We start from the raw sequence: 22,482 nt of genomic DNA, 5'->3' as shown, positions 1-22,482 counted from the left end.
TGGGAGAAGAAGCTCGCGGCTAAAGCCGCTCCTACGAAAAGAAAAAAACGGGCGCATCGCTGCGCCCGTTTTTCGACACCTATTGCGGAACCGGTCAGACCGCGTGCGGTTCCGGCCCGTGCGAGCCTTCCGCTTCCAGCGCCGACTTTTCGCGGTCGCGGTCGTGCGCATGGTCGCGCGCCAGGTACAGGTAGAACGCCGGCAGCACGAACAGGGTGAACATCGTACCGATCGTCATCCCCGAAGCGATCACCACGCCCATCGAGAAGCGCGATGCGGCGCCCGGGCCGCTGGCGATCAGCAGCGGGATCATCGCGAAGACCAATGCCGCGGTCGTCATCAGCACCGGACGCAAGCGGATCGCAGTGGCCTGCTCGATCGCATCTCGCTTCGACAAGCCTTGTTCCATCTGCAGCTTGTTGGCGAATTCCACGATCAGGATGCCGTGCTTGGAGATCACGCCCACCAGCGTCACCAATCCCACCTGGGTGTAGATGTTGATGCTCATCCCCGGGAAGGCCTCGATCTGGGCCATGCCGAGCACGCCGCTGAGGATCGCCAGCACATTGAGCGTCAGCAGGGCGCCGCAGATCGCCATCGGTACGGTCAGCAGCATGATCAGCGCATCGCGGAAGCTCTCGAACTGCGCCGATAGCACCAGGAAGATGATGACCAGCGCCAACGCCAGCGTCAGCAGCATGGCCGAACCTTCCTGTTTGAACTGCCGCGATTCGCCCGCGTAATCCACCGTGTAGCCCTGCGGCAGCACTTCCTTGGCCGCCTGGTCCAGGATCGCCAGCGCTTCGCCCTTGCTCACGCCGGGACGCGGCGCGAACGTGATCGACACCGCGTTCAGCTGCTGGAAGCGCTTGAGCGACTGCGGCTGCGCGGTTTCCTTCAGCGTGACGATGGTGGACAGCGGGATCAGTTCGCCGTCGCGGGTGCGGGTGTAGTAGTTCTGCAGCGCGCTGGCATTGAGCCGGTCGCTGCGCTGCACCTGCGGGATCACAAGGTAGGAGCGGTTCTGCATCGCGAAGCGGTTGGTGTAGCCGCCCGACAGCATCGCCGCCATGTCGGCGCCGAGCGTGCGCATGTCGATGCCCAGGCTGGCCGCCTTGTCGCGGTCGATCTCCACTTCGATGCGCGGCTTGTCGATCTTCAGGTCCTTGTCAAGGAAGATGAAGCGCTTGCTCTCCATGGCCTTCTGCAGGATCGCGTCGGCGATCTCGCTGAGCTGGCTCAGCTCGCCGACGCCGCCGACGATGAATTCGCCGCCGCCGTCGCCGCCGGCGCTGGGCAGCGAAGGCGGCACCAGCGCGAACACGTTCAAACCGGTGACCTGGGCCATCTGCGGCTGCAGTTCCTGCTCGAGCACAGCCTTGGTCGACTTGTCGCGCTCGCTCCACGGTTTGAGCACGAAGCCGGCCATCGCCATCGGGCTGGCGCCGCCGCCGCTGGCGCCGAAGCCGCCGTTGAACAGGAAGTAGTCCTGCACTTCCGGCACGGTCTTGGCGAGCGCGGTGATCTCTTCGGTGTAGCGCTCCACGTAGTCGAGCGTGGCGTACGGATCGGCGTTGCCGATCGAAAAGATGAAGCCTTCGTCTTCCAGCGGCGCCGGTTCCTTAGGCGCGGTCATGTACAGGAAGGCGCAGGACACCAGCACGATCAGGCCGAAGATGGCGATCACGGCCTTGGTTTCCAGCGCGCCGTGCAGCTTGCCCTGGTAGCCGTCGCGCAGCCAGTCGAAGCGGGCGTCGAGCCAGGCTTCGAGCTTGCCCTTGCTGCCCTCGGCGTGCGGCTTGAGGATCTTCGAGCACATCATCGGGGTCAGCGTCAGCGCGATCACGCCCGACAGCAGCACCGAACCGGCCAGCGTGAACGCGAACTCGGTGAACAGCACGCCGGTCAATCCGCCCTGGAAGCCGATCGGCAGATACACCGCGACCAGGGTCGTGGTCATCGCCACCACCGGCCAGGCCAGTTCTCGCGCGCCCTTCACCGACGCATCGAACGGCGACATGCCTTCCTCGATGTGGCGGTGCACGTTCTCCAGCACGATGATCGCATCGTCCACCACGATGCCGATCGCCAGCACCATCGCCAGCAGGGTCAGCAGGTTGATGGTGAAGCCCATCAGCAGCATCAGGAACAGGGAACCGATCAGCGACAGCGGCACGGTCACGGCCGGAATCAGCACGCTGCGCAGCGAGCCCAGGAACAGGAAGATCACCACGATCACGATGATCACCGCTTCGATGATCGTGCTGACCACTTCGTTGATCGCGTCCTGGATCGACTCGGTGCTGTCGTAGGGAATCGTGGCTTTGATGCCTTGCGGCAGCTGCGGCACGATCTGGCCGTCCCACAGCTTGCGCACGTCCTTGATCACGTCCAGCGAGTTGGCGTCGGGCGCGACGAAGATGCCCATGAACGTGGCGGCCTCGCCGTTGATGCGGACCGAGGTCCCGTAGTTCTCCGAGCCGAGCATCACGTCGGCCACGTCGCCCAGGCGCACGATCGCGCCGTCCTGCTCGCGGATCACCAGCTTGCGGAATTCTTCGGCGTTGCGCAGGTCGGTGCGCGCGGTCATGTCGATCGCGACCATCTGGCCCTTGGTCGAACCGACCGCCGACAGCACGTTGTTCGATTCCAGCGCGGTCGCGACATCGCTCGCGGTCACCTTGAGCGCGGTCATGCGGTCGGGCTTCAGCCAGATGCGCATCGCGAACGTGCCCGCGCCCAGGATGTCGGCGCGCTGCACGCCCGGCACGGTGACCAGCTTGGGCTGCACGACGCGGGTCAGGTAGTCGGTGATCTGGTTGTTGTCGAGCGTCTCGCTGGCGAAGGACACGTACATGGCCGCGATCTGCTGGCCCTGCTGCAAGTCGATCACCGGGTCCTCGGACTCCGGCGGCAGCTGGCCGCGCATCTTGTTGACCTTGGCGGCGATCTGGGTGAGCGCTTCGTTCGGGTCCTGGTCCAGGCGGATGTAGGCTTGGATCGTGCTGATGCCGGCCGAACTGGTCGAGCTCATGTACTCGATGCCTTCGGCGCTGGCGATCTCGCGTTCCAGCGGCGTGGTGATGAAGCCCTGGATCAGGTCCGCATCGGCGCCGAAGTAGGTCGTGCTGATGTTCACCACCGCGTTGCGCAGCTCCGGGTATTGGCGCACGTTCAATTCGGTGAACGAGCGCATCCCGAACAGCAGGATGAACAGGCTGACCACGATCGCCAGCACCGGTTTGTTGATGAAGATATCGGTGAATTTCATCGGGTGTCCTCTCCCTCTCCCGGTTGCGGGAGAGGGCTGGGGGTGAGGTTGCGGAAGGCGATCAGCGATTCTGCGTCTCGGGCCGCGCGTCGGCGGTCGGCTGCACCTTGTTGTTGATCGTCACTTCCGCGTCGTTGCGCAGCTTGAGCAGGCCGCTGGTGGCCACCTGTTCGCCCGGCTTCAATCCGTCCGTCACGGCGATCAGGTCGCCGCGCGTGGCGCCGGTCTTGATGAAGCGCTGCTTGACGATCAGCTTGTCGCCGGTCAGCGGCTTGCCTTGCATGTCCTTCTCGCCCTCGGCGCGTTTGGTCTTGCTGATCACGTACACCGCGTTGCCGTAAGGGTTGAAGCTGACCGCGGTCTGCGGGATCACCACCACGGTGCGCTCGCTGCCCAGGTCGAAGCCGACGTGCGCGAACGTGCCCGGACGCAGATTGCCCTCGCCGTTGTCGAGCGTGGCCTGGACCCCGAAGTTGCGCGTATTCGCGTCGACCTGCGGCTCGATGGCGGTGACTCGCCCTTCGAAGGTGCGGCCGGGCATCGCATCCACCGTGGCGCGGACGCGGGTGCCTTCCAGCACTTGGCCCATGCGTTTTTCCGGCAGGCTGAAGTTGAGGTAGATGGGATCCAGCGCCTGCAGGCTGACGATCGGATCGCCGGGATTGACGAACTGGCCCAGGTTGACCTTGCGGATGCCCAGGATGCCGTCGAACGGCGCGCGGATGGTCTTCTGCGCGATCAGCGCGCGTTGCGCGTCGGCATTGGCACGCGCGCTGGCGGCGGCCGTGGCGCGTTGTTCCACTTCATCCTGCGAGACCAGCTTGTCCTTGCCCAATTCGCGCCAGCGGTCGCGTTGCACCGCGGCAAGCTTGGCGGTGGCTTCCAGCGAATTGAGCGTGGCCAGTTCGTTGGCGGTGTTCAGCCGCACGAGCACCGCACCGGCTTTCACCGGCTGGCCGGCCTCGAACTCGAGCGACTTGACCACGCCGCCGGCTTCGGTAGTGACATCGGTGCCGTTGATCGCCACGAAGGTGCCGACCGATTCCTCGTTGTCGCTCCAACGCTCCGACTTCGCCGTGGCCGAGGTCACAGCGGACGCCGGCTGCGGCATGTTGTCGAAGAACTGGTTCATGCCGGCGCTCATCATCGCCTTGACGCCGAACACGCCGCCGAAGATCACGATGACGCCGATCAGCATCCAAATCATCCGTTTGCGCATGGACGGCGCGCGCGGGGTGTCATGCTTGGGCATGGGGGACTTCCTTGAGGGGAGAGAAGGTGGGGTCGGGCAAATAAGGCGAGCGACAGCCGAACACGGCCTCGCTGACGCGTACGACCAGCGCGTCGACGGCATCGTCGTCCACCGGGTCGAACAGCGGCCGCCAGCCGTAGCCGTTGAACAGGTACTGCAATTGCTTGAACAGCAGGCGATAGGGATCGCCGAAACCCTTGTGGTCGAACATGCCGTCCTGCTGCAGCAGGGTGTACATGCCCAGGCACATCGCCCAGGGCCCCACGGTGAGCGCCTGCGGCGACAACCGGATGTCGGCCGGCAGTTCGCCGCTCTGTATGGCTTTCACCACGATGCCGTCGACCAGCTCGCTCAGCGGCGCGCTGGCTTCGAGCGCGCGGCGCCGGCTCGCTTCCGAGGCCGCGCCCCAGATCACGTCGGTCCAGACGAACTGCGCCAGCCGGAAATGCTCGGGTTGCGCGCGGATCATCATCAGGTCGGCCAACGCGATCGCCAGCATGCGTTCGCGGGTCGGGCCGTTCCAGCGCGCGGCGCGTTCGAACAGTTCGACCCGGCTCACGCAGTTGCGCGTGGCCAGGGCCACCAGCAGATCTTCCTTGCTGGCGAAATGGTTGTACAAGGTGCCGATGGCGTAGTCGCACTCTTCCGCGATCCGCGCCATTTGCAGCGTAAGCAAGCCGTCGCGTTGGATCAGCTCCTGGGCCTTGTCCAGAAACAGCTGCTCGCGGTCGGCCAACTCGCGTCGGCGGCGTTCCTTGGTGCCCATGATCCGGTCGATGTCCGCGCTCGGGGCGCAAGTTTGAACATGGTTCATGGATTGATCAAGGCTTTTCTGCGGGACCGACGCCGTCGGCGGGCCTTGGCCAGAGGCGATGAGCTTCGGCGATGAGCCTCGACCGATCGGAGGATGCGGTTAGCCAGCATTCACATGCTGCCCAGAGCGTGTCGCAAACACTGCGACATCGCGCGGGCGACGCATTACGTCGCCGGTCGATACGCGCCTCCTGGACCCCCGTGTGGATCCTGACTTCCGGCACGGGCACAGTCTCAGACGAATGCTAGACTGATCAGTATAGAAAATCGACAACACACATTAAACCGACGAGGCCCCCATGCGTCGCTATTGGTTCGCCCTACTGTCGCTGGCGACGGTTGCCGCTTGCAGCAAACAAACCCCGCCTGCCGCTCCGCCCCCGCCCGAAGTGGGCGTAATCGTCGTCAATCCCGCGAGCGTGCCTTTGCAGAAGGACCTGGTCGGCCGGCTCGCTCCGTTCCGCAGCGCGGACGTGCGCGCCCGGGTGCCGGGCGTGCTGCAGAAGCGCGTCTACGCTGAAGGCAGCGACGTGCGCGAAGGGCAGTTGCTGTTCGTGATCGACCCCGCGCCGCTGCAGGCCGCGCTGTCGCAAAGCCAGGCCTCGCTGGCGCAGGCGCAGGCCAACTACACCAATGCCAAGGTCGCCGCCGATCGCGCGCGGCAGCTGGCGCCGACCAACTTCATCTCCAAATCCGATCTGGACAACGCCCTGGCGGCCGAGCGCAGCGCTGCGGCCTCCGTGCAGGCGGGCAAGGCCGCCGTGGACAGCGCCCGCATCAACCTGGGCTACGCCAGCGTGCGTTCGCCGATCGCCGGCCGCGCCGGCAAGCAGCAGGTCACCGAGGGCGCGCTGGTCGGCCAGGGCGATGCGACGCTGCTGACCACGGTCGACCAGGTCGATCCGTTGTACGTCAATTTCTCGCTGAGCGTGACCGAACTGGAACAGGTGCGCCGCATACAGCGCGGCCAGGCGCAAGGTCAGACGCAGGTGCAGGTGCTGCTGCCCGATGGCACGCCATACGAGCGCATGGGCGTGCTCGATTTCTCCGGCGACGTGGTCGACCCGTCCACCGGCGCGATCGCATTGCGCGCGCGCATTCCCAATCCGGACAAGACGCTGCTGCCCGGCACCTATGTCACCCTGAAGGCTACGCTCGGCACGCAGCCGAACGTGTTCCTGGTGCCGCAGGGCGCGGTGCAACGCGATGCCAGCAGCGCCTATGTGCTGGTCGTCGGTCCGGACGGCAAAGTCGTGCGCAAGGACATCGTTACCGAGCGCAGCCAGGGCACGAACTGGGTGGTGGGCAAGGGCCTCGCAGCGGGCGACCGGATTGTCGTCTCGGGCGTGCAGCGCGCGCAGCCCGGCCAGCCGGTCAAAGCGGTGCCTTACCAAGCCAATGCCGGCAAGGCCGCGCCGCCCGGCGCCAAGAAAGAAGGCGAAGGCGCAGCGGCGGCGGGGAACTGATCCGCCATGTCCAGATTCTTCATCAGCCATCCGGTCTTCGCCTGGGTCATCGCGATCCTGATCACGCTCGGCGGCGTGCTCGCGATCTTCAATTTGGGCGTGGAGTCGTACCCGACGATCGCGCCGCCGCAGATCACGGTGGGCGCGACCTATCCCGGCGCCAGCGCCGACACCACCGAGCGCGCGGTCACTCAGGTGATCGAGCAGCAGCTCACCGGCATCGACAACCTGGAGTATTTCAGTTCCTCGTCCAGCTCCAGCGGCCGCGCGTCGATCACGCTGACTTTCAGGCCGGGCACCGATCCGGACATCGCCCAGGTGCAGGTGCAGAACAAAGTCGCGCTGGCGACGCCGCGCCTGCCGTCGGAAGTGACCCAGCAGGGCGTCGTGGTGGCCAAGGCCAACGCCGGCTTCCTGATGGTCGCCGCGGTGCGCTCGAACAATCCGGCCATCGACCGCAACGCGCTGTCGGACCTGTTGGCATCGCGCGTGCTGGACCAGATCTCGCGTCTGCCCGGCGTCGGCAGCACGCAGCTGTTCGGCGGCGAATACTCGATGCGGATCTGGCTCAACCCGGACAAGCTGCAAGGCTACGGCCTGTCGGCGAGCCAGGCGCTGGACGCGGTACGCGGGCAGAACGTGCAGTTCGCCGCCGGCTCGGTGGGCGCCGCGCCGTCGCCGCCGGAGCAGGCGTTCACCGCCACCGTCACCGCCGAAGGGCGCTACAGCACGCCCGAACAGTTCGGCGACATCATCCTGCGCGCCAATGCCGACGGCACGACGGTGCGCCTGCGCGACGTTGCGCGGATCGAGAAGGGCGCATCCGCATACGGCTTCGACACCAAATGGAGCGGCGTGCCGACCTCCGGCTTCGCGATCCAGCTGGCGCCGGGCGCCAATGCGCTGGGCGTAGCCGAATCGGTCAAGGCGCGCATGGACGAACTGCAGGCGACGTTCCCGCAGGGCGTCACCTGGTTCTCGCCCTACGACAGTTCCACCTTCGTGCAGATCTCGATCGAGGAAGTGGTCAAGACCCTGCTCGAGGCGATCGTGCTCGTGTTCCTGGTGATGCTGATCTTCCTGCAGAACTTCCGCGCCACGATCATTCCGACGCTGGTGATCCCGGTGGCGCTGATGGGCACGTTCCTGGGCATGTACCTGATCGATTTCAGCATCAACCAGCTGTCGCTGTTCGGCATGGTGCTGGCGATCGGCATCGTGGTCGACGACGCGATCGTGGTGATCGAGAACGTCGAGCGGATCATGACCGAGGAAGGCCTGTCGCCGAGGGAAGCCACGGTCAAGGCGATGAGCCAGATCACCGGCGCGGTGGTCGCGATCACGGTGGTGCTGGCCGCGGTGTTCGTGCCGTCCGCGTTCCAGGGCGGCAGCGCGGGCGAAATCTACAAGCAGTTCGCGATCACCATCGCGATGGCGATGGCTTTCTCGGCGTTCCTGGCGCTGGGCTTCACGCCGGCCCTGTGCGCGACCATGCTCAAGCCGACCGGCCACCACGAAGGCCGCAACTTCGTTTTCCGCGCCTTCAACAAGGTCTACGACAAGGTCTCGGGCACCTACGTCGGCCACATCGGCAGCGCGGTCACGCATGCGCCGCGGTGGATGATCGTGTTCGCGGTGCTGGCGCTGCTGTGCGGTTTCCTGTTCACGCGCATGCCGGGCAGCTTCCTGCCCGAAGAAGACCAGGGCTATGCGCTGGCGATCGTGCAGCTGCCGCCAGGCGCTACGCTGCAGCGCACGCAGGCGGTGTTCGAGCAGGTGCGCGGCACGCTGGAGAAGCAGGACGGCTACGAAGGCATGATGCAGATCGCCGGCTTCAGCTTCGTCGGCCAGGGCGAAAACGTCGGCATGGCCTTCATCCGCCTCAAGCCGTGGGACGATCGCGACATCACCGCGACCGAGTTCATCCAGAAAGCCAACGGCGCGCTGCAGGGCATCCGCGACGCGCAGATCTTCGTGATCAACCTGCCCACGGTCAGCGGGCTCGGCCAGTTCGGCGGCTTCGACATGTACCTGCAGGCGCGCGGCGGCCAGGATCGCGCCGCGCTGGGCCAGGCGTTGGGGCAACTGCTCGGCGCGGCGGCGAAGGATCCCGCGCTGACCGCGGTGCGGCCGAACACGCTGGCCGATGCGCCGCAGCTCAAGTTGAATGTCGACCGCGTGCAGGCGCAGGCCATGGGCCTGTCGGTGAGCGACATCTACAACGCAATCCAGCTGATGCTGGCGCCGGTCTATGTCAACGACTTCGTCGACGAAGGCCGCGTCAAACGCGTCACCATGCAGGCCGATAGCGCCTACCGCACCGGTCCGGACTCGCTGGCGCGCTTCTACACGCCCGGCCCGTCGGCGGCGACGGCCGGCAGCGCGTCGTCCGCGGGCATGGTCCCGCTGTCGAACGTCGTCAAATCCGACTGGATCATCGCCCCGCCTTCGCTGACGCGTTACAACGGCTATCCGGCGGTGCAGATCAACGGCTCGCCGGCGCCGGGACATAGCTCCGGCGAAGCGATGGGCATCATGCAGAACATCGTCGAGGAACAGCTGCCGGAGGGCTTCGGTTACGACTGGACCGGCCAGTCCTACCAGGAAATCCTGTCCGGCAACCAGGCGCCGATGCTGATGGCGCTGTCGATCCTGGTCGTGTTCCTGTGCTTGGCGGCGCTGTACGAAAGCTGGTCGGTGCCGGTGGCGGTGCTGCTGGTGGTGCCACTGGGCGTGCTCGGCGCGGTGGCCTTCTCGCTGCTGCGCGGCTTGCCCAACGACATCTATTTCAAGATCGGTTTGATCACGGTGATCGGGCTGGCCGCGAAGAACGCGATCCTGATCGTGGAATTCGCCATCGAGCAGCGCCAAGCCGGCATGCCGTTGCGCGACGCGGTGATCGAAGCGGCCAAATTGCGTTTCCGTCCGATCCTGATGACCTCGTTCGCCTTCATCATGGGCGTGACGCCGCTGGCGATCTCCACCGGCGCCGGCGCCAACGCCCGCCATGCAATCGGCACCGGCGTGATCGGCGGCATGCTGTTCGCGACCTTCCTGGGCCTGCTGCTGATCCCGGTGTTCTACGTGGTGGTGCGGCGGATGCTGGGCGACAAGCTCGACGAAAAACCCGCCGTCAACGGATGACGTAGCCCGGGTTGAGCCGAAGGCTCTACCCGGGACGCGCGCAACTACCATGAAAGATGGCGACCCCGGGTAGAGCCTTCGGCTCAACCCGGGCTACGGCAAGCTGGTGCGGAGTTTGCGCAACAGCTTCGCCAGTTCCGCGCGTTCTGTTGCGCTCAGGCCTGCGAGAGCTTCCTCGGCCTGGTCGAAGCGCGCGACGATCGCTTTGTCGATCAATTTGCGGCCTTGGGCGGTCAGTGTCGCCGCCAGCGAACGCCGATCGCCATCGTCGGCGCTGCGTGCGATCAGGCCGCGCGCCTCGAGCCGGTTCAGGCAGGCGGTCATCGCTCCCGACGTGAGCAGCACGGATTTGCGCAAAGCGGTCGGCGTCAACCGGTAAGGCGCGCCGGAGCGCCTCAAAGTGGCCAACACGTCCAGATCGGTGTAGTTGATGCCCGCTTCGCGCAGCCGCTCGCCGGCGCCCGCCTCCAGCAGCCGACCCAGATGCAGGATCCGCCCGACCACGGCCATCGCCGACGCGTCCAGTTCCGGACGTTCGCGGCGCCAGTCGCGCAGCAGTTGGTCGACCAGGTCGTGGTTTGCGTCGGCGTCGGACGGCTTTCTGGGCATGCCGTCATTATATATTCATATAAAGTATCTTGACATGAAGATATCTAGGTGGAAGCATGGCGGCCACCCCACGAACCGGTGACCGCGCATGCGTTCGATCGTCCAGATGCCGCTGTGGCGGCTGCTGTTGCCTCTGTTTTTGATCCTGCCGACGGCAGCCGTCGCCCAGCACAGGCCGGGTGAGATCGTCGTCGAACGCGGCACCGTGCGCGACGAACAAGGCAGGGCGGTGCCTTACGAAATCGGCACGCTGTACGTGCCGGAAAACCGGAGCAAGCCGGACAGCCGCCTGATCGGCGTTGGCTTCGCCCGGATCAAGTCGCCGCAACCGAGCGGCGCGCCGCCGGTGTTCTGGTTCCCGGGCGGCCCCGGCCTGAGCGTGCTCGACGCTTTCGCCAAGAACGATATGGGCAAACTGGGCATCTGGCTGCGCTTGGCCGCCGTCGGCGGCGATGTGGTCGTGGTCGAGCAACGCGGCTACACCACGCGCGGCGAAATGCTGATGGCGCCGAGCCCGGCGTGGCCGCTGGACAAGCCCGCGTCGGTGCGCGCCTCGGCAGCGGAAATGCAGGCGCGAGCCAAGGCCGCCGTCGCCGCCAATCCCGACAAGGATCTGTCCGGCTACGACATCGGCGAGTTCGCCGCGGACGTCGACGATCTGCGCCGCGCGCTGGGCTACGGCAAGATCAGCCTGTTCGGCGGCAGCTTCGGCTCGCAGTGGAGCCTGGCGGTGATGCGCCTGCATCCGGACATCGTCGCGCGCGCAGTGCTTTCCAGCGTCGAGCCGCTCGACAACGGCTACGACATGCCATCGCACGTCTATGGCGCGTTGCAGCGCATCGCGTACGACGCTGACCGCGATCCCGGCTTGAAACCGTATCTGCCGCCGGGCGGCGTGATGGCGGCGGTGCTCGCCCTGCGCGATCGTTTCGCGAAAGGGCCGGTAAGCGTCACGGTGCGCGGAGAAGCCGGCAAGACGCAAACGGTCGTGCTCGGCGCCGAAGACCTGCAACAGGCGCTGTTGTCGCATACCGCCGAGGGCGAGCGCTGGCCGGCGTTCATCCTGTCGCTGTACCACGGCCATTACGAAGCGTGGGCGAGGGAGACGATCGACGATCGCGCGGCGTCCGATACGATCATGATCGGCCCATTGGCGGACAGCAGCCTGGGCGTCAGCGCCGAGCGCGAACACCGCTTGCGCACCGATCCGACCGTCGCGCTGCTGGGTACATGGAATTTCGAAGCCAACATCGCGTCGGCGCCCGATTGGCCGACCCGTGACATGGGCGACGCGGTGCGCAAGCCGATACCGAGCGACATCCCCATCGTGTTCGTCCACGGCGATTGGGATACTTCGACGCCGATCGACAACACGCTGGGCCTGCTGCCGTATTTCCGCAACGGACACGCGATCCTGGTCCATCGCGGCGGCCACGATGGCACGATGTACCAGCTCCGGAACGACGACGCGGCGAGACGGGCGGTCTACGATTTCCTCAAGACCGGCGCAACGGAAGCGCTGCCGGTCGAGGCGACGCTGCCCGTGCCGACCTTCCCGGTGCCCGGTTTTCCGCCGCCGTAATCGAACACGCGCAGTGGTTGATTTTTGTAGGAGCGGCTTTAGCCGCGAGCTCTTTCCATCACGTCACCGCGACCTGAAGGAAAAAGCTCGCGGCTAAAGCCGCTCCTACAAAAGCGGGGGATAAAAAAACCCGGCAGCCGAAGCTGCCGGGTTTCGTTTTTCCGATCGCGCGAGGAGAGAGCCGCGCGGACCGAAGTGCTTACTTGGCGGTCTTGCCGGCAGCCTTGACGACCTTCTCGGCATTGGCCTGAACCTGCTCGGTGGCCGCTTCGAACTGGCCCTTGGCGATCTGGCCGATGGCTTCGTTGGTCTTCAGCGTCTGGCCGTAGACTTCCTGACCGGTGCTGATGGCGCGCTCCAGGTTCTCGCGGGCAACCTGCACGCCGGCCGGCACGACGGCCTTCAGGGCGTCGAAGTCACGGGCGTCGGCGACCTTGCCGAAGAACGCGAAAGCGGCATTGGCGCTGTCGTTGAACGCGGCCAGCTGCAGGCCGAACACCTTCTCGGCGTTGTCCAGGGCCAGGCGGTTGATCTGGGCCGCCGTGTCCGCGAACTGACGGGTCGCGGCGGTGAACTGCTCGTTGAACTGCGGATACATGGCGGAACTCCTGAGGAAATCGGCGGTTTGCCGGTTTGTGCGGTGCAGCATAACGCCGCTAATGTTGCAATGCAACAACAGGAGTCGAATTTTTCGGGGATAAATATTTGCCCTTGTAAATCAATAGCTTAATGTCAATAGCTGTTCAGTTGGCAGCCGTCTAGGCTTGCCCGGGCCCGCGATAGCGGCAGCCGGAGGTGCAGGTCTCGTGGACCACGATCTGGGTCAGCGGCGGCAGGACAGGCTTCAGGCGCTCCCAGATCCAGACCGCCAGGCGTTCGCTGGTCGGGTTCTCCAGACCGTCGATGTCGTTGAGATAGTGATGGTCGAGCTGGTCGTACAGCGGGCGGAAGGCGGCCTTTAGATCGGCGAAATCCATCACCCAGCCGCTGCGTTCCCCTGGCTCGCCCGAGACGTGCACCTCGATCCGGAACGAATGCCCATGCAGCCGCGCGCACTTATGGCCTTCCGGCACGTTCGGCAGCCGGTGCGCGGCCTCGAGGGTGAAGACCTTAAAGATATCCATCCAGACATTCTCGGCTGCCGGAGACGCGTCGGCAAATACGGCGTTATTGTAGGAGCGGCTTCAGCCGCGAGCTCTTTCCTTCGAGCTCGCGCGAACGTGGGGAAAGAGCTCGCGGCTGAAGCCGCTCCTACAAAAAGCAGGGCCTCTCACGGTAAGGCGGGAAAGGCCCTGGCGGCATCAACGCGCGATGGCGGCGGCGCGGTTGGGCGCGAAATCGGCGCGGCGACGTTCGTGGATCCGCTCGCCGTCGATCCGGCCTTCCACCAGTTCGTAGCCGAGCAGGGCGAACACGCGGTTGCCGATGAAGATCGGGCGCGCATCGCCGTACCAGTCCACGCAACTCGCTTTGCAGCCGTCGTCGACGGCGCGCTCGGCATGCGCGTCGAGTTGCCCCATGCGGCCCAGGTGCAGGCCGTTGTTGCGCAGGTACAGCACGCTTGCGGTCTGGTCCAGATAGCGCTGCATGCTGTTGCTGCGCGCCTGGCCGACGATCGGCAGGCCGACGATGCCGCGCCGTTCGCCTTCGTTGCGGTAGAAGAAGCCGTGCGTGCGGCTTTCGCCCTGCGCGGCGTCGCGCTGCACGAACACGCTGCGGCTGGCGGCGCGCTGGCCCAGGCTGACGCTGGTGAAGTGCAGATCCTTGCCGGCGCCGCCGACCAGCACTGCATCGCCGCCCATCGCTTCGATGCGTTCTACGCCATGATCGACGTCGAGCGCGTGCAGGATGCCGCGATCGGCATAGCGCAAAGCGTGAGCCGGCGGATGCTTGGCGCCCGCCTCGGCCTTGCGCCAGCGGTACGGCGCGGCGCCGTAAATCAGCCAGTCGCCGACGAAGCGGTTCTGCACCTCGCTGTCGCCGATGTTCGGCAACGGGCGGTAAGCCGACGCCGGCGCGGCCGTGCTGCCGTCGCCGAAGTCGCGCAACCGCACGCGCAGCAGGGCGATGTCGCCGCTCTTGGTCTCGGCTTTCCACATGCCGTCGCCGTCGCCCTCGGCGCTGACCAGCACGTTGAGATAGCCGTGCCCGTCCTGCAGGAACGACAGCTGGTCGATCGGGCTGCCGCTGGTCTTGAGGGCGCTCGGCGCCTTGCCGTCCAGCGGCAAGCGGAAGACCGCGGCGCGGTTGGGCTTGCGGTCGTCGCGGTCGTAATGCGTTGTCCAGACATAGACCGAATCGGCCGACACGTAGAACACGCGGCCTTCGGGGCCGAGCACGGCGCTGGACTTGCACTGCATGTCGCTGCGGCCCAGATCGCAGACGCTTACCGTGTGCAGGGTCGCGTCTTCGAGGGGATCGAGTTCGTCGTCGCTGCGGTAGATGCGGGTGGCCGGCAGGATGCGGCGGAAATCCTCGGCCGTGGCTCCGGACCGCCAGCGGCGCAGCCCCGGATAAACCTGGTCCGAACCCGCGTCCCATACGCTCAGGCGCATCGGCGTGTAGAAGATCAGCTGGTCGCCGATCAGGCGGCTGGCGTAGTTGCGCGAGGAGTAGTAGTCGTTGCTGCGCAGGTGATAGGTCGCGCGGTACGCCAGCCCGCCCTTGCCGTCGATATCGAACAGGCCGATCTCGGTGCCGCCGCGCGCATAGCTGTAGCCGATCACGACCACGGTGTTCTCGGACACCAGCATCTCGTCGTACCAGGCGCCGGAAGGGTCGGTGCCCGGCGCGTAGGCATCCACCTTCGACACCGGCTGCAGCGCGTCGCCGCCGATGCGCACCGTGAACAGCCGGCCGCGGCGCAGGATCACCAGATGGTCGCCGTGGCGCTTGACGATGCCGCCTTCGTCGACGCCGGCGGTCTGTACGTTGGTGATGGATTCTTCCTTGTCACCGGCGGCCGCCGCTTCGTTGGTGGCGACGCTGCCGGGCGCCATCAGCGCTACGGAATCGGGCGCGGAGGCGGGCGGCGGCGGCGGCGCCATGACGGCTTGCTTGGCGACCTCCCGGCGCTTGCGCTCGGCCTGCGCCCGCCAACGTTGCAGCAGCTTCGAGAGTTCCTGTTCGCCGGAGAACGCGCGCAGCGTCTTGCGCGGCGTGGTGTCGGGGGCCTGGGATTCAGCCGCGGCCGCCACGTCGTCGTTGCAGGCGGCCAGCAGACCCAGGGCCAAAAACAGGTAGGCGATCCGGGGCATGACGATTCCTTAAGGTTCGAAGGGGTCGCGGCCGCGATTGTGCCGCGTTCATGACGGCAAACGCACGAACGTCGGATCGGGGTTAACGCTAGAGGAGGCCGCCGGCCGGCGGAGGCATCGAACGCCCGCTGTGGGAATCGTGCCGGGCGCTTCGCTGCGCGCGGCGCCTTTGTCCCGCGCAGCCGTCGTCAGCGTGCTGCCGTAGCGGCAGGAGCTGTCGCCGTCGCGGAAACGCTGGACCGCTGCACTGCGCTTGGCACGGTCTCGTTGCTCTGCAGTTCGTGGCGGCGCTGGCCATGGGTCATCGCAGGATCGCCCTTGCGCCCACTGGTTGCACCGGGCGGTTGTTCGCATGCCCCAATGCTTCGCGCACCATCGCCAGCTGCCCCGCATCCGCCTTGGCGGCGCGCTTCAGCACGAACCAGCGCACGCCCTCCGAACATGGTGGCGTGGTCAGCGAGCCTTCGTAGCGGTAGTAATCGCGATCGCCGTGCAGCAGGTCCGCCGCTGCGACCGACGGCGCCAAAGCCGCCTTGCCATTTTCCACCCTCGGCACGTGCGGCCACACTTGCTCCAGCGCACGGTTGCTCGCGCCCTCCTCGAACATCAGCGCGACCACGGCCAGGTTGCCGTCGGCATCGACATGCACGAAGTGCGCCTCCATCGGGAAGGACTTGCCGCCGATCGTGTTTTCGCTGGGGGAGTGGAAATGGTACTGCTTCAGTTCGAAGTCGATCCGGTCCACGGTGATCTTGCTGCCGGGGCTGTAGTTGACCTGGATCGCATGGCCGTTGTTGACCACCTGATGGCCGCCTGGCTTGTAGTCGAAGGCGATCCGGGGCAGGTCGGCCTCGATGAAGTTGTGGAGATCGATGGGCGATTGGTTCCTGCCGCTGCTGCACACCCCAAAGTCGGCTTCGAACTCCTGCCAATGCTCAGGCCCGACTTCGCCCTCATAGCCCCAGTGTTTCGGGTGGCCTTCCTGTGCCGAGGCGTGCAGACCGAAGGAAAGCAGAAGCAATCCGGTGAATCGCGTCGCGGTGTTCATAGTTGCTTCTCCTTGCGCTGGATCGCTCGCGCCGAGGCGGTGGCGATGCGTGGTGCTCGTGAGTCGCCGGTCCGCCGATGCCCTTGCTTAGGCTGACGCGGCCATCGGTTCGAGTCATCGGGTTGTCGGTTGCGTCGCCTCCGACATCGTGTTGCGCAGGTCGACCAGTGGCTGCTGGGTCACCTTCAGCACGCCGCTGTCGGGACGATCGAGGGTCGCGATCAGCGTGATCACCATCGCGAATGAGATGACCAGGACCGGCTGGATCATGGATCGCTTCGACTCGGCGATCGCCGTCTGGTAGCCGACGACCAACATCCCGAGGCCGATGAGGAAGAACAACGCGATCCAGATCTCCTTCGCGATCCGCGCCTGGATCCCGATGGCCACGCGCATGGCATTGACCGCGGCCATCTCGTTCAGCGCTTCGATGTAGAGGGCCGCGACGTCCGAATCCATGTCCCTGCGCGCGTTGGCGACCGCCATGCTCCAGAGGCGGTCGTGCAGTTGCCGGGTTTCGGCCAGCGCGGCGCGGACATGGTCGGAGTCGAGCTTCCTGGCCTCGGTGAAGCGCAGGCGCGTATCGAGGTAGCGCGCAAGCAGCCCCTTGGCCTGCACGCGATCGGCTTCGGGAAGGAAATCCGACCGCTGCCACGCGACGCGGATGGCATTGGCGTCCTCGCGCACCAGTCCCTTTTTGGCGTCGTGGCGCGCAGAAACGATGCCGAAGGTGAACGCGAGCATGAAGGCCGCGAGCCCGAGGATCGATCCCGAGATGACCGACACCGGCGACTCTTTCTCATCCGCCGAACGCCGGCGCACCGCTTTACCGAGCAGGTATCCGATCTCGACGGCAGCCGCGACGACGATGATCGTTGCGACGAACACGACAGGAATGGGGATTGGGTCGGTCGGCATGGGCCTGGTCTCCGTCAGGACCGGGGCCGGCGCCGTCGCATGCGCCGGCCCCGGTCGCGTACTGTTATTGCCGCGCCATCGCGACCCGAATCCGTTCCTCGGGAGAAATGTAGTGGTCGGCATCTTTCGCATCGTCGCCGAGATCGATCTGGACCCAGTTCAGGCGTCCGTTGAAGCGGCTCGTGTGGGTCGTGTAGTCCGGGCTCACGGTGGTGCCGGATTCGTAGCCCACGTCTGTGGTCTCGTCGGCGGAAAAGACGAAGCCCTGGGTCTGGTCGACGCGGCCGCTTCCGACTTCCTTGCCGCTGTAGTAGAGCTTGACGCTGCCGCCCTTGTTGAAGCCGCCGCCGTCGTAGGTGAACTCGGCGCGCACTTGGGCTTTTCCCGTCGGAATCGGCGCTTTCGCTTCGATCTCGTAGAAATTGATGCCGAGCACGTTGTAGAAGAACTTCGCCTTGCCTTCGTGCGCGTACAGGCTCCAGCCGCCGAATCTGCCGCCCTGGGCGATGAACACGCCTTTCGCGCCGTCTTCGGGCACTTCGATGTCGGCGGTCACCGCGAACGACTTGTTCTTGATGTTGACCACGCTGTTCTCCGACAGCCTGCCCATGCCGGCGAACAGCAGTTGCGAGTTGCCCTTGACCAGCAACGGGCGCCCGGCGAGGTCGGAGTTGATGCGTTCGATCTGGCGGTCGTCCAGCGGCAGCACGTTGTACTTCACCGCTTCGATCAGCCATAGCCGCTGCAGCTCGTGCAGCTTGTCGGGCATCTTCTTGGACAGATCATCGGCCTGGGTCCAGTCCTTGCTGCCGTCGTACAGCTCCCACAGGTCGTCGTCGAACGCCGGCATCTTCTGCCCGCCCATTTCCCAAGGCGTGCGGTGCTTGGTCACCGCGCTCCAGCCCTTGTGGTAGATGCCGCGGTTGCAGAACATCTCGAAATACTGGGTTTCATGCCGCTCCGCTGCTTTCGCATCGTTGAAGCTGTACAGCATGCTGGTGCCTTCGTACGGGCTCTGCTGCACGCCGTTGACCAGCGTCGGCTGCGGCAGTCCTGCGGCTTCGAGCACCGTCGGCGCCAAGTCGATGATGTGGCTGAACTGCTCGCGGAGGCCGCCCTTTTCCTTGACGCCGGCCGGCCAGTGCACGACCACGCCGTTGCGGGTGCCGCCCCAATGCGACGCGACCTGCTTGGTCCACTGGTACGGCGAGTTCATCGCCCACGCCCAGCCGACCGCGTAATGGCCGTAGGAGCCTTCGCCGCCGAACTCGTCGAGTTTGGACATCATGAATTCCGGCGTCTCCAGTTCGGGCATGCCGTTGAAGTTCGCCATCTCGTTGAAGGCGCCCTGCAGCGTGCCCTCGGCCGATGCGCCGTTGTCGCCGACGATCAGATAGATCAGCGTGTCGTCGAGGATCTCCATGTCGGCGAGCGCGTCGATCAGCCGGCCCACATGATGGTCGGTGTGCTCCATGAAGGCGGCATACACCTCCATTTCGCGTTCGAGCACAGGCTTGAGTTTCGGATCCATGTCGTCCCAAGCGGGAATTTCCTTATGCCGCGGCGTCAGCTTCGCGTCGGCCGCGATGACGCCGAGTTCCTTCTGGCGCTTGAAGGTCAGCTCGCGCTGCTTGTCCCAGCCATGCGCGAACTTGCCCTTGTACTTGTCGATCCACTCCTTCGGCACGTGGTGGGGCGCATGGGTGGCGCCAGGCGCGAAATACATGAAGAACGGCTTGTCGCCGAGCAGGGCCTTCTGCTGTCGCGCCCAGGCGATCGCCTTGTCGGTCAAGTCCTCGGTGAGGTGATAACCCTCGGCCGGCGTCTTCGGCGGCTCGATCGGCGTGGTGCCCTCGTACAAGGCCGGATCCCACTGGTTGTTCTCGCCGCCGATGAAGCCGTAGAAATATTCGAAGCCGCCGCCGCCGGTGGGCCATGCATTGAACGGACCCGCGGGACTGGTCTGCCAGACCGGCACCTCGTGGCATTTGCCGAACTGCGCGGTGGCGTAACCGTTGAGCTTCAGCGTCAGCGCCAACGGCGCCTTCGTGTTCGACAGCACGGAGTTGTAACCCGGCGCCGCGGTGGCGATCTCGGTGATGCCGCCCATGCCGACCGAATGATGATTGCGGCCGGTGAGCAGCGCTTGCCGCGACGGCGAGCACAGCGCGGTGGTATGGAAGCGGGTGTAGCGCAGGCCGCCTGCGGCGAGCTTTTCGAAGTTGGGCGTGCGGCACGGGCCGCCGAATACGCTGGCGGCGCCGTAGCCGGCATCGTCGATCAGGATCACCAGCACGTTCGGTGCGCCTTTCGGCGGCCGCAGGTCGCGGATCGGCGGGAATTTCGTGTCCGGATCCTTGGCATCGTAGGTGGTCAACCCCGCATGCGAGATATCGGGGATCGGAAGGATCGACCGCTGGACGTCGTCTTGGCTGCTCATTTCGCTGCTCCGTCTGGTTCTGCCGTTGAAGGGGATGCCTGCGCTCACGTGACGTATAGAGCAAGGTCGCTTGCCGATGCTGCTTACCTTCCTTGCCGTAGCCGATGTCGATCCGGACCATCCATTGCGTTCTTTCCTCAGTCGTAGTGGGGTTCAAGCGCGACCGAAACGATGCGGCCGTTTGCCGGGCTTTTTCGGGTCCGGACGCTGGCCGCGCCTGCGTTTACTTCACGCTGTAGCCCCGACCCTGCATGCAGGCGCCATAGGCGCGGTAGTACGTGTCCATCGCTTGCGCCTTCGAAGCGTCGGCTTGCTGCGCGCGAGCGGCCTGGTTGACGCGCGCGCGCCTGCCGCCCGCGAGCGCGCCGACTGCGGCGCCGGCGCCGGCGTCGTCGGCGACGATTTCGCCTACGACCGCACCGCGCGCCGCGCCGCGCAACCGTTCTCCCTGAGGTCCCGTGGGCGCCGGTTGCGCATTGGCCACGGCCGCCGGATCGATGCCGGTGCTCTGCTTGGCCCAGGCGAGGCATTGCTCATCGTCTTTTGCCTGTTGCTGTGCGGATTGACCTTTGCCCGGGTAGGCGCTGGGCTTCTGCGCCGCAGCTGCGGCGCACAGTGCGAACGCGGCTGCGGCGAATGTGAGGCGGGCGATGAGGCGCATGGGATTCTCCTGCGATCTGCGCTTGCGCGAGTGGTGCGTCAGAACCGGAACGCGTACCCGATTTCCGGGCCGCTCATGGTGATGTCGGTATTGGCGTTTCCGGTGTCGAATTCCGCGTCGAGGTGGCGATAGCCGAAGGCCCACGCGCCGTTGCCGGTGCGGTACTGGACGACCGCACTCGCATTCCAGGTGCCTTCGGTTTCGCCGAACGAGCCGTCGCCGCGCACGGTCAGGCCCCAGCGATCGGTGAAGGCCCAGGTATAACGCCCGCCGATCATGAAATCGCTGAAAGACTGGCTGGCTTCGACGCTTACGTCGCGGAAGACCGGATTGGCCGGCTTCAGTTGCACGGTCAGGTCGACATCGATGTAACGCAGGCCTGCGATCAGCTCGGCGCCGCGGTAGCGGTCTTCGCCGGGGCTCCAAACCGCGGCGAGTTCGAACAGGCGCGTGTCGAGATCCGATTCCATCTTGAAGCGCGGACGGTCGCGGTCGTCGGCCAAGCCCAGATAAGTGAAGTCGGTGAGCACGCCGAAGTGGTCGCCCTGGCCTTCGATGTGGATCTGGAACGCGCCGTCGATCTTGTCGACGATGTCGCCGAATTTGGTGTCGGTGCTGGCGGTCGACGGCGGCGTGCGCGTTTCCAGGTCGGTGCCTATGCTCGCCGCCCAGCCGTAGGGGGCGACCAGCCAGTCCCAGCCTTCGGCTGCCTGCGACGGCGTTGCGAAAGACAGCGCCATCGCGGCGCACAAGGCTGCGGTAGCATTCGTTTTCGGGCTCGCGGTCATTTCATGTCCTCGAAAAGTAGGAACGGCGCGCGTGAGGCGCGAAAGGCCGGACATCGCGTGTCATCGCCGTGCACGCGCCAGGCGCGTGACCAGCCCGCGCACGATCAGGTAGGGCACGATGGCCAGGGCCAGCGCCACGACGATCGCTTCGCCCGGATAGACGAAGCGCGCTACGACGAACTGGTAGATCACGTCCAGCACCAGCGCGAGCAAGAACACTTTGCCCACGCTCTTCCAACCGTCGCGGATCATTTCCCGGCGATGCGCCGGCTGGGTGAGCAGGCTCCAGAAGTAAGGCGTCTTTCCGGCTTTGGCGTCGGCGAGCCCGCCGATCGTCGCGAAGATCAGCGCCATCAGCGGCTGCAGGACCAGCCTGAACTTCATCGGGCCGCTGATCCGGTCGCCCATGTTCTCGACGAAGCGCATCCAGATATCGTCCATGGTCAGGGAGACTCGTTTGGCGTAAAGGATCGACGTGCCATGGCTGCGCTCGCTATGCGTGCTAGTGCTGGAGGAAAAGCCAGGCGGTAGTGGTGCCGCCGGCGAGGATCAGCAGGACCGTGAGCATGATCACCGCGCGATGCAGCGGCCTGAAGCGCGCCTGCTCGATGTCCTGGTTGACGTGCCAGTACCGGTACAAAGACCACACGATCAGCAACAGCCCTATCGCGACCATGCCCGCGCCGGCGTGTTCGGAGCTGCGGAACAGCATCGCGGTCTGGCCTATTTCCACCTTCCCCTTCTCCTGCAGGAACACGCTGAAGCGGTTGATGGTGATACCGAAGCCGATCAGCGAGATCGCCGTGCGCAGATAGGACAGATGCGTGCGCTCGTTCGACAGATGCGAGCGCAGGTCCGACAGGCCGGTGCGCTTGATCGAAAGTTTCGTGCGATGGGTCGACAGCAGCGTCGAAGCGGTGCCGCTGTCCTTGCCGGCGATCGATTGCGCCAGGTCCGGCGGCAAAGCGGGTTCGGGCGCTTCGGGCGTGTTCACATGGCCTCCTGCAGGTGTTTTGCGGCCTCGCGATCGCGCGCGAGGAAATAGTCGAGGAAATGCGGATGATCGCGACCGTCCCCGATCGAATGATCGGCTTCGCACGCGAGCAACAACGCGCTGCGCAGCAGCAGCGGGATCGACCGGGGCGGCACCTGTAGGTAGTTCTCAGACGGTCCCGGCATCCCGCTTCTCCTGTTCGCCAAAAAAACTGGCAGCACGGTTGGCGCCGCGCCTGC

Annotated in this window: 18 protein-coding genes; 3 read left to right on the top strand and 15 right to left on the bottom strand. The window is 65.6% G+C overall.

Going from position 1 to position 22,482, the window contains the following annotated elements; translation table 11 throughout:
• Positions 1–94 precede the first annotated feature (94 nt).
• The 3 genes from M2650_RS13340 to M2650_RS13330 all read right to left on the bottom strand — a co-directional run bounded on the left by M2650_RS13340 (position 95) and on the right by M2650_RS13330 (position 5,337).
• Entirely contained in the window at positions 95–3,271 is a 3,177-nt protein-coding gene (locus tag M2650_RS13340) for an efflux RND transporter permease subunit (protein WP_249475316.1), read from the bottom strand.
• A gap of 61 nt (positions 3,272–3,332) precedes the next feature.
• The gene (locus M2650_RS13335; protein WP_249475315.1) at positions 3,333–4,523 is read right to left on the bottom strand and encodes an efflux RND transporter periplasmic adaptor subunit; all 1,191 of its coding nucleotides are present in this window, start codon (positions 4,521–4,523) and stop codon (positions 3,333–3,335) included.
• A complete protein-coding gene (locus M2650_RS13330) occupies positions 4,510–5,337 on the bottom strand; it encodes a TetR/AcrR family transcriptional regulator (protein WP_249475314.1) in 828 nt (275 codons plus the stop codon). The genes M2650_RS13335 and M2650_RS13330 overlap by 14 nt, the downstream gene beginning before the upstream one ends.
• 298 nt (positions 5,338–5,635) lie before the next feature.
• Here M2650_RS13330 and M2650_RS13325 point away from each other — a divergent pair, with 298 nt between their 5' ends.
• Both M2650_RS13325 and M2650_RS13320 read left to right on the top strand, forming a co-directional pair.
• Complete coding sequence (locus tag M2650_RS13325; protein WP_249475312.1) at positions 5,636–6,802, top strand: efflux RND transporter periplasmic adaptor subunit; 1,167 nt, start codon at positions 5,636–5,638, stop codon at positions 6,800–6,802.
• A 6-nt stretch (positions 6,803–6,808) separates the two neighbouring features.
• The gene (locus tag M2650_RS13320; RefSeq protein ID WP_249475310.1) at positions 6,809–9,946 is read left to right on the top strand and encodes a multidrug efflux RND transporter permease subunit; all 3,138 of its coding nucleotides are present in this window, start codon (positions 6,809–6,811) and stop codon (positions 9,944–9,946) included.
• A 93-nt stretch (positions 9,947–10,039) separates the two neighbouring features.
• Here M2650_RS13320 and M2650_RS13315 read toward each other — a convergent pair whose 3' ends face one another.
• The gene (locus M2650_RS13315) at positions 10,040–10,555 is read right to left on the bottom strand and encodes a MarR family winged helix-turn-helix transcriptional regulator (RefSeq protein ID WP_249475308.1); all 516 of its coding nucleotides are present in this window, start codon (positions 10,553–10,555) and stop codon (positions 10,040–10,042) included.
• An 88-nt stretch (positions 10,556–10,643) separates the two neighbouring features.
• Here M2650_RS13315 and M2650_RS13310 point away from each other — a divergent pair, with 88 nt between their 5' ends.
• Positions 10,644–12,137, top strand: coding sequence for an alpha/beta hydrolase (locus M2650_RS13310; RefSeq protein ID WP_249475307.1), 1,494 nt, complete (start codon positions 10,644–10,646; stop codon positions 12,135–12,137).
• Between the two features lie 199 nt (positions 12,138–12,336).
• On the opposite strand, the gene M2650_RS13305 is transcribed toward M2650_RS13310, so the two are convergent.
• The 11 genes from M2650_RS13305 to M2650_RS13255 all read right to left on the bottom strand — a co-directional run bounded on the left by M2650_RS13305 (position 12,337) and on the right by M2650_RS13255 (position 22,428).
• Complete coding sequence (locus M2650_RS13305; protein ID WP_249475305.1) at positions 12,337–12,735, bottom strand: phasin family protein; 399 nt, start codon at positions 12,733–12,735, stop codon at positions 12,337–12,339.
• 160 nt (positions 12,736–12,895) lie between these two features.
• Entirely contained in the window at positions 12,896–13,261 is a 366-nt protein-coding gene (gene queD, locus M2650_RS13300; RefSeq protein ID WP_249475304.1) for a 6-carboxytetrahydropterin synthase QueD, read from the bottom strand.
• A 177-nt stretch (positions 13,262–13,438) separates the two neighbouring features.
• Positions 13,439–15,394, bottom strand: a complete 1,956-nt coding sequence (locus M2650_RS13295; protein ID WP_249475302.1) for a beta-propeller domain-containing protein — start codon at positions 15,392–15,394, stop codon at positions 13,439–13,441.
• 301 nt (positions 15,395–15,695) lie between these two features.
• Complete coding sequence (locus M2650_RS13290) at positions 15,696–16,442, bottom strand: carbonic anhydrase (protein WP_249475301.1); 747 nt, start codon at positions 16,440–16,442, stop codon at positions 15,696–15,698.
• 114 nt (positions 16,443–16,556) lie between these two features.
• Positions 16,557–17,360, bottom strand: coding sequence for a bestrophin-like domain (locus M2650_RS13285; RefSeq protein ID WP_249475299.1), 804 nt, complete (start codon positions 17,358–17,360; stop codon positions 16,557–16,559).
• Between the two features lie 64 nt (positions 17,361–17,424).
• Positions 17,425–19,800 (bottom strand): arylsulfatase, encoded by a 2,376-nt coding sequence (locus M2650_RS13280; protein WP_249475297.1) that lies wholly within the window; start codon positions 19,798–19,800, stop codon positions 17,425–17,427.
• A 223-nt stretch (positions 19,801–20,023) separates the two neighbouring features.
• A complete protein-coding gene (locus M2650_RS13275; protein WP_249475296.1) occupies positions 20,024–20,461 on the bottom strand; it encodes a hypothetical protein in 438 nt (145 codons plus the stop codon).
• A 38-nt stretch (positions 20,462–20,499) separates the two neighbouring features.
• A complete protein-coding gene (locus tag M2650_RS13270) occupies positions 20,500–21,249 on the bottom strand; it encodes a hypothetical protein (RefSeq protein ID WP_249475294.1) in 750 nt (249 codons plus the stop codon).
• A gap of 60 nt (positions 21,250–21,309) precedes the next feature.
• Entirely contained in the window at positions 21,310–21,690 is a 381-nt protein-coding gene (locus tag M2650_RS13265) for a hypothetical protein (protein WP_249475293.1), read from the bottom strand.
• A 61-nt stretch (positions 21,691–21,751) separates the two neighbouring features.
• Positions 21,752–22,243 (bottom strand): YidH family protein, encoded by a 492-nt coding sequence (locus M2650_RS13260; protein ID WP_249475291.1) that lies wholly within the window; start codon positions 22,241–22,243, stop codon positions 21,752–21,754.
• Positions 22,240–22,428: a hypothetical protein gene (locus M2650_RS13255; RefSeq protein WP_249475290.1), complete on the bottom strand. Its 189-nt coding sequence runs from the start codon at positions 22,426–22,428 to the stop codon at positions 22,240–22,242. The genes M2650_RS13260 and M2650_RS13255 overlap by 4 nt, the downstream gene beginning before the upstream one ends.
• Positions 22,429–22,482: the final 54 nt, after the last annotated feature.

This window comes from Luteimonas galliterrae (assembly GCF_023374055.1).
Taxonomy (GTDB): Bacteria; Pseudomonadota; Gammaproteobacteria; order Xanthomonadales; family Xanthomonadaceae; genus Luteimonas_C; species Luteimonas_C galliterrae.
Note: the sequence above shows the minus strand (reverse complement) of the source record. Positions and strands in the feature narration are given on the sequence as shown.

What these genes read in the sequence shown, in the direction of transcription:
- M2650_RS13265 (WP_249475293.1), bottom strand. Translation starts at nt 21,690, where the DNA reads ATGGACGATATCTGGATGCGCTTCGTCGAGAACATGGGCGACCGGATC.
- M2650_RS13290 (WP_249475301.1), bottom strand. Translation starts at nt 16,442, where the DNA reads ATGAACACCGCGACGCGATTCACCGGATTGCTTCTGCTTTCCTTCGGT.
- M2650_RS13320 (WP_249475310.1), top strand. Translation starts at nt 6,809, where the DNA reads ATGTCCAGATTCTTCATCAGCCATCCGGTCTTCGCCTGGGTCATCGCG.
- M2650_RS13270 (WP_249475294.1), bottom strand. Translation starts at nt 21,249, where the DNA reads ATGACCGCGAGCCCGAAAACGAATGCTACCGCAGCCTTGTGCGCCGCG.
- M2650_RS13335 (WP_249475315.1), bottom strand. Translation starts at nt 4,523, where the DNA reads ATGCCCAAGCATGACACCCCGCGCGCGCCGTCCATGCGCAAACGGATG.
- M2650_RS13255 (WP_249475290.1), bottom strand. Translation starts at nt 22,428, where the DNA reads ATGCCGGGACCGTCTGAGAACTACCTACAGGTGCCGCCCCGGTCGATC.
- M2650_RS13325 (WP_249475312.1), top strand. Translation starts at nt 5,636, where the DNA reads ATGCGTCGCTATTGGTTCGCCCTACTGTCGCTGGCGACGGTTGCCGCT.
- M2650_RS13295 (WP_249475302.1), bottom strand. Translation starts at nt 15,394, where the DNA reads ATGCCCCGGATCGCCTACCTGTTTTTGGCCCTGGGTCTGCTGGCCGCC.
- M2650_RS13315 (WP_249475308.1), bottom strand. Translation starts at nt 10,555, where the DNA reads ATGCCCAGAAAGCCGTCCGACGCCGACGCAAACCACGACCTGGTCGAC.
- M2650_RS13280 (WP_249475297.1), bottom strand. Translation starts at nt 19,800, where the DNA reads ATGAGCAGCCAAGACGACGTCCAGCGGTCGATCCTTCCGATCCCCGAT.
- M2650_RS13330 (WP_249475314.1), bottom strand. Translation starts at nt 5,337, where the DNA reads ATGAACCATGTTCAAACTTGCGCCCCGAGCGCGGACATCGACCGGATC.
- M2650_RS13305 (WP_249475305.1), bottom strand. Translation starts at nt 12,735, where the DNA reads ATGTATCCGCAGTTCAACGAGCAGTTCACCGCCGCGACCCGTCAGTTC.
- queD (WP_249475304.1), bottom strand. Translation starts at nt 13,261, where the DNA reads ATGGATATCTTTAAGGTCTTCACCCTCGAGGCCGCGCACCGGCTGCCG.
- M2650_RS13275 (WP_249475296.1), bottom strand. Translation starts at nt 20,461, where the DNA reads ATGCGCCTCATCGCCCGCCTCACATTCGCCGCAGCCGCGTTCGCACTG.
- M2650_RS13310 (WP_249475307.1), top strand. Translation starts at nt 10,644, where the DNA reads ATGCGTTCGATCGTCCAGATGCCGCTGTGGCGGCTGCTGTTGCCTCTG.
- M2650_RS13340 (WP_249475316.1), bottom strand. Translation starts at nt 3,271, where the DNA reads ATGAAATTCACCGATATCTTCATCAACAAACCGGTGCTGGCGATCGTG.
- M2650_RS13285 (WP_249475299.1), bottom strand. Translation starts at nt 17,360, where the DNA reads ATGCCGACCGACCCAATCCCCATTCCTGTCGTGTTCGTCGCAACGATC.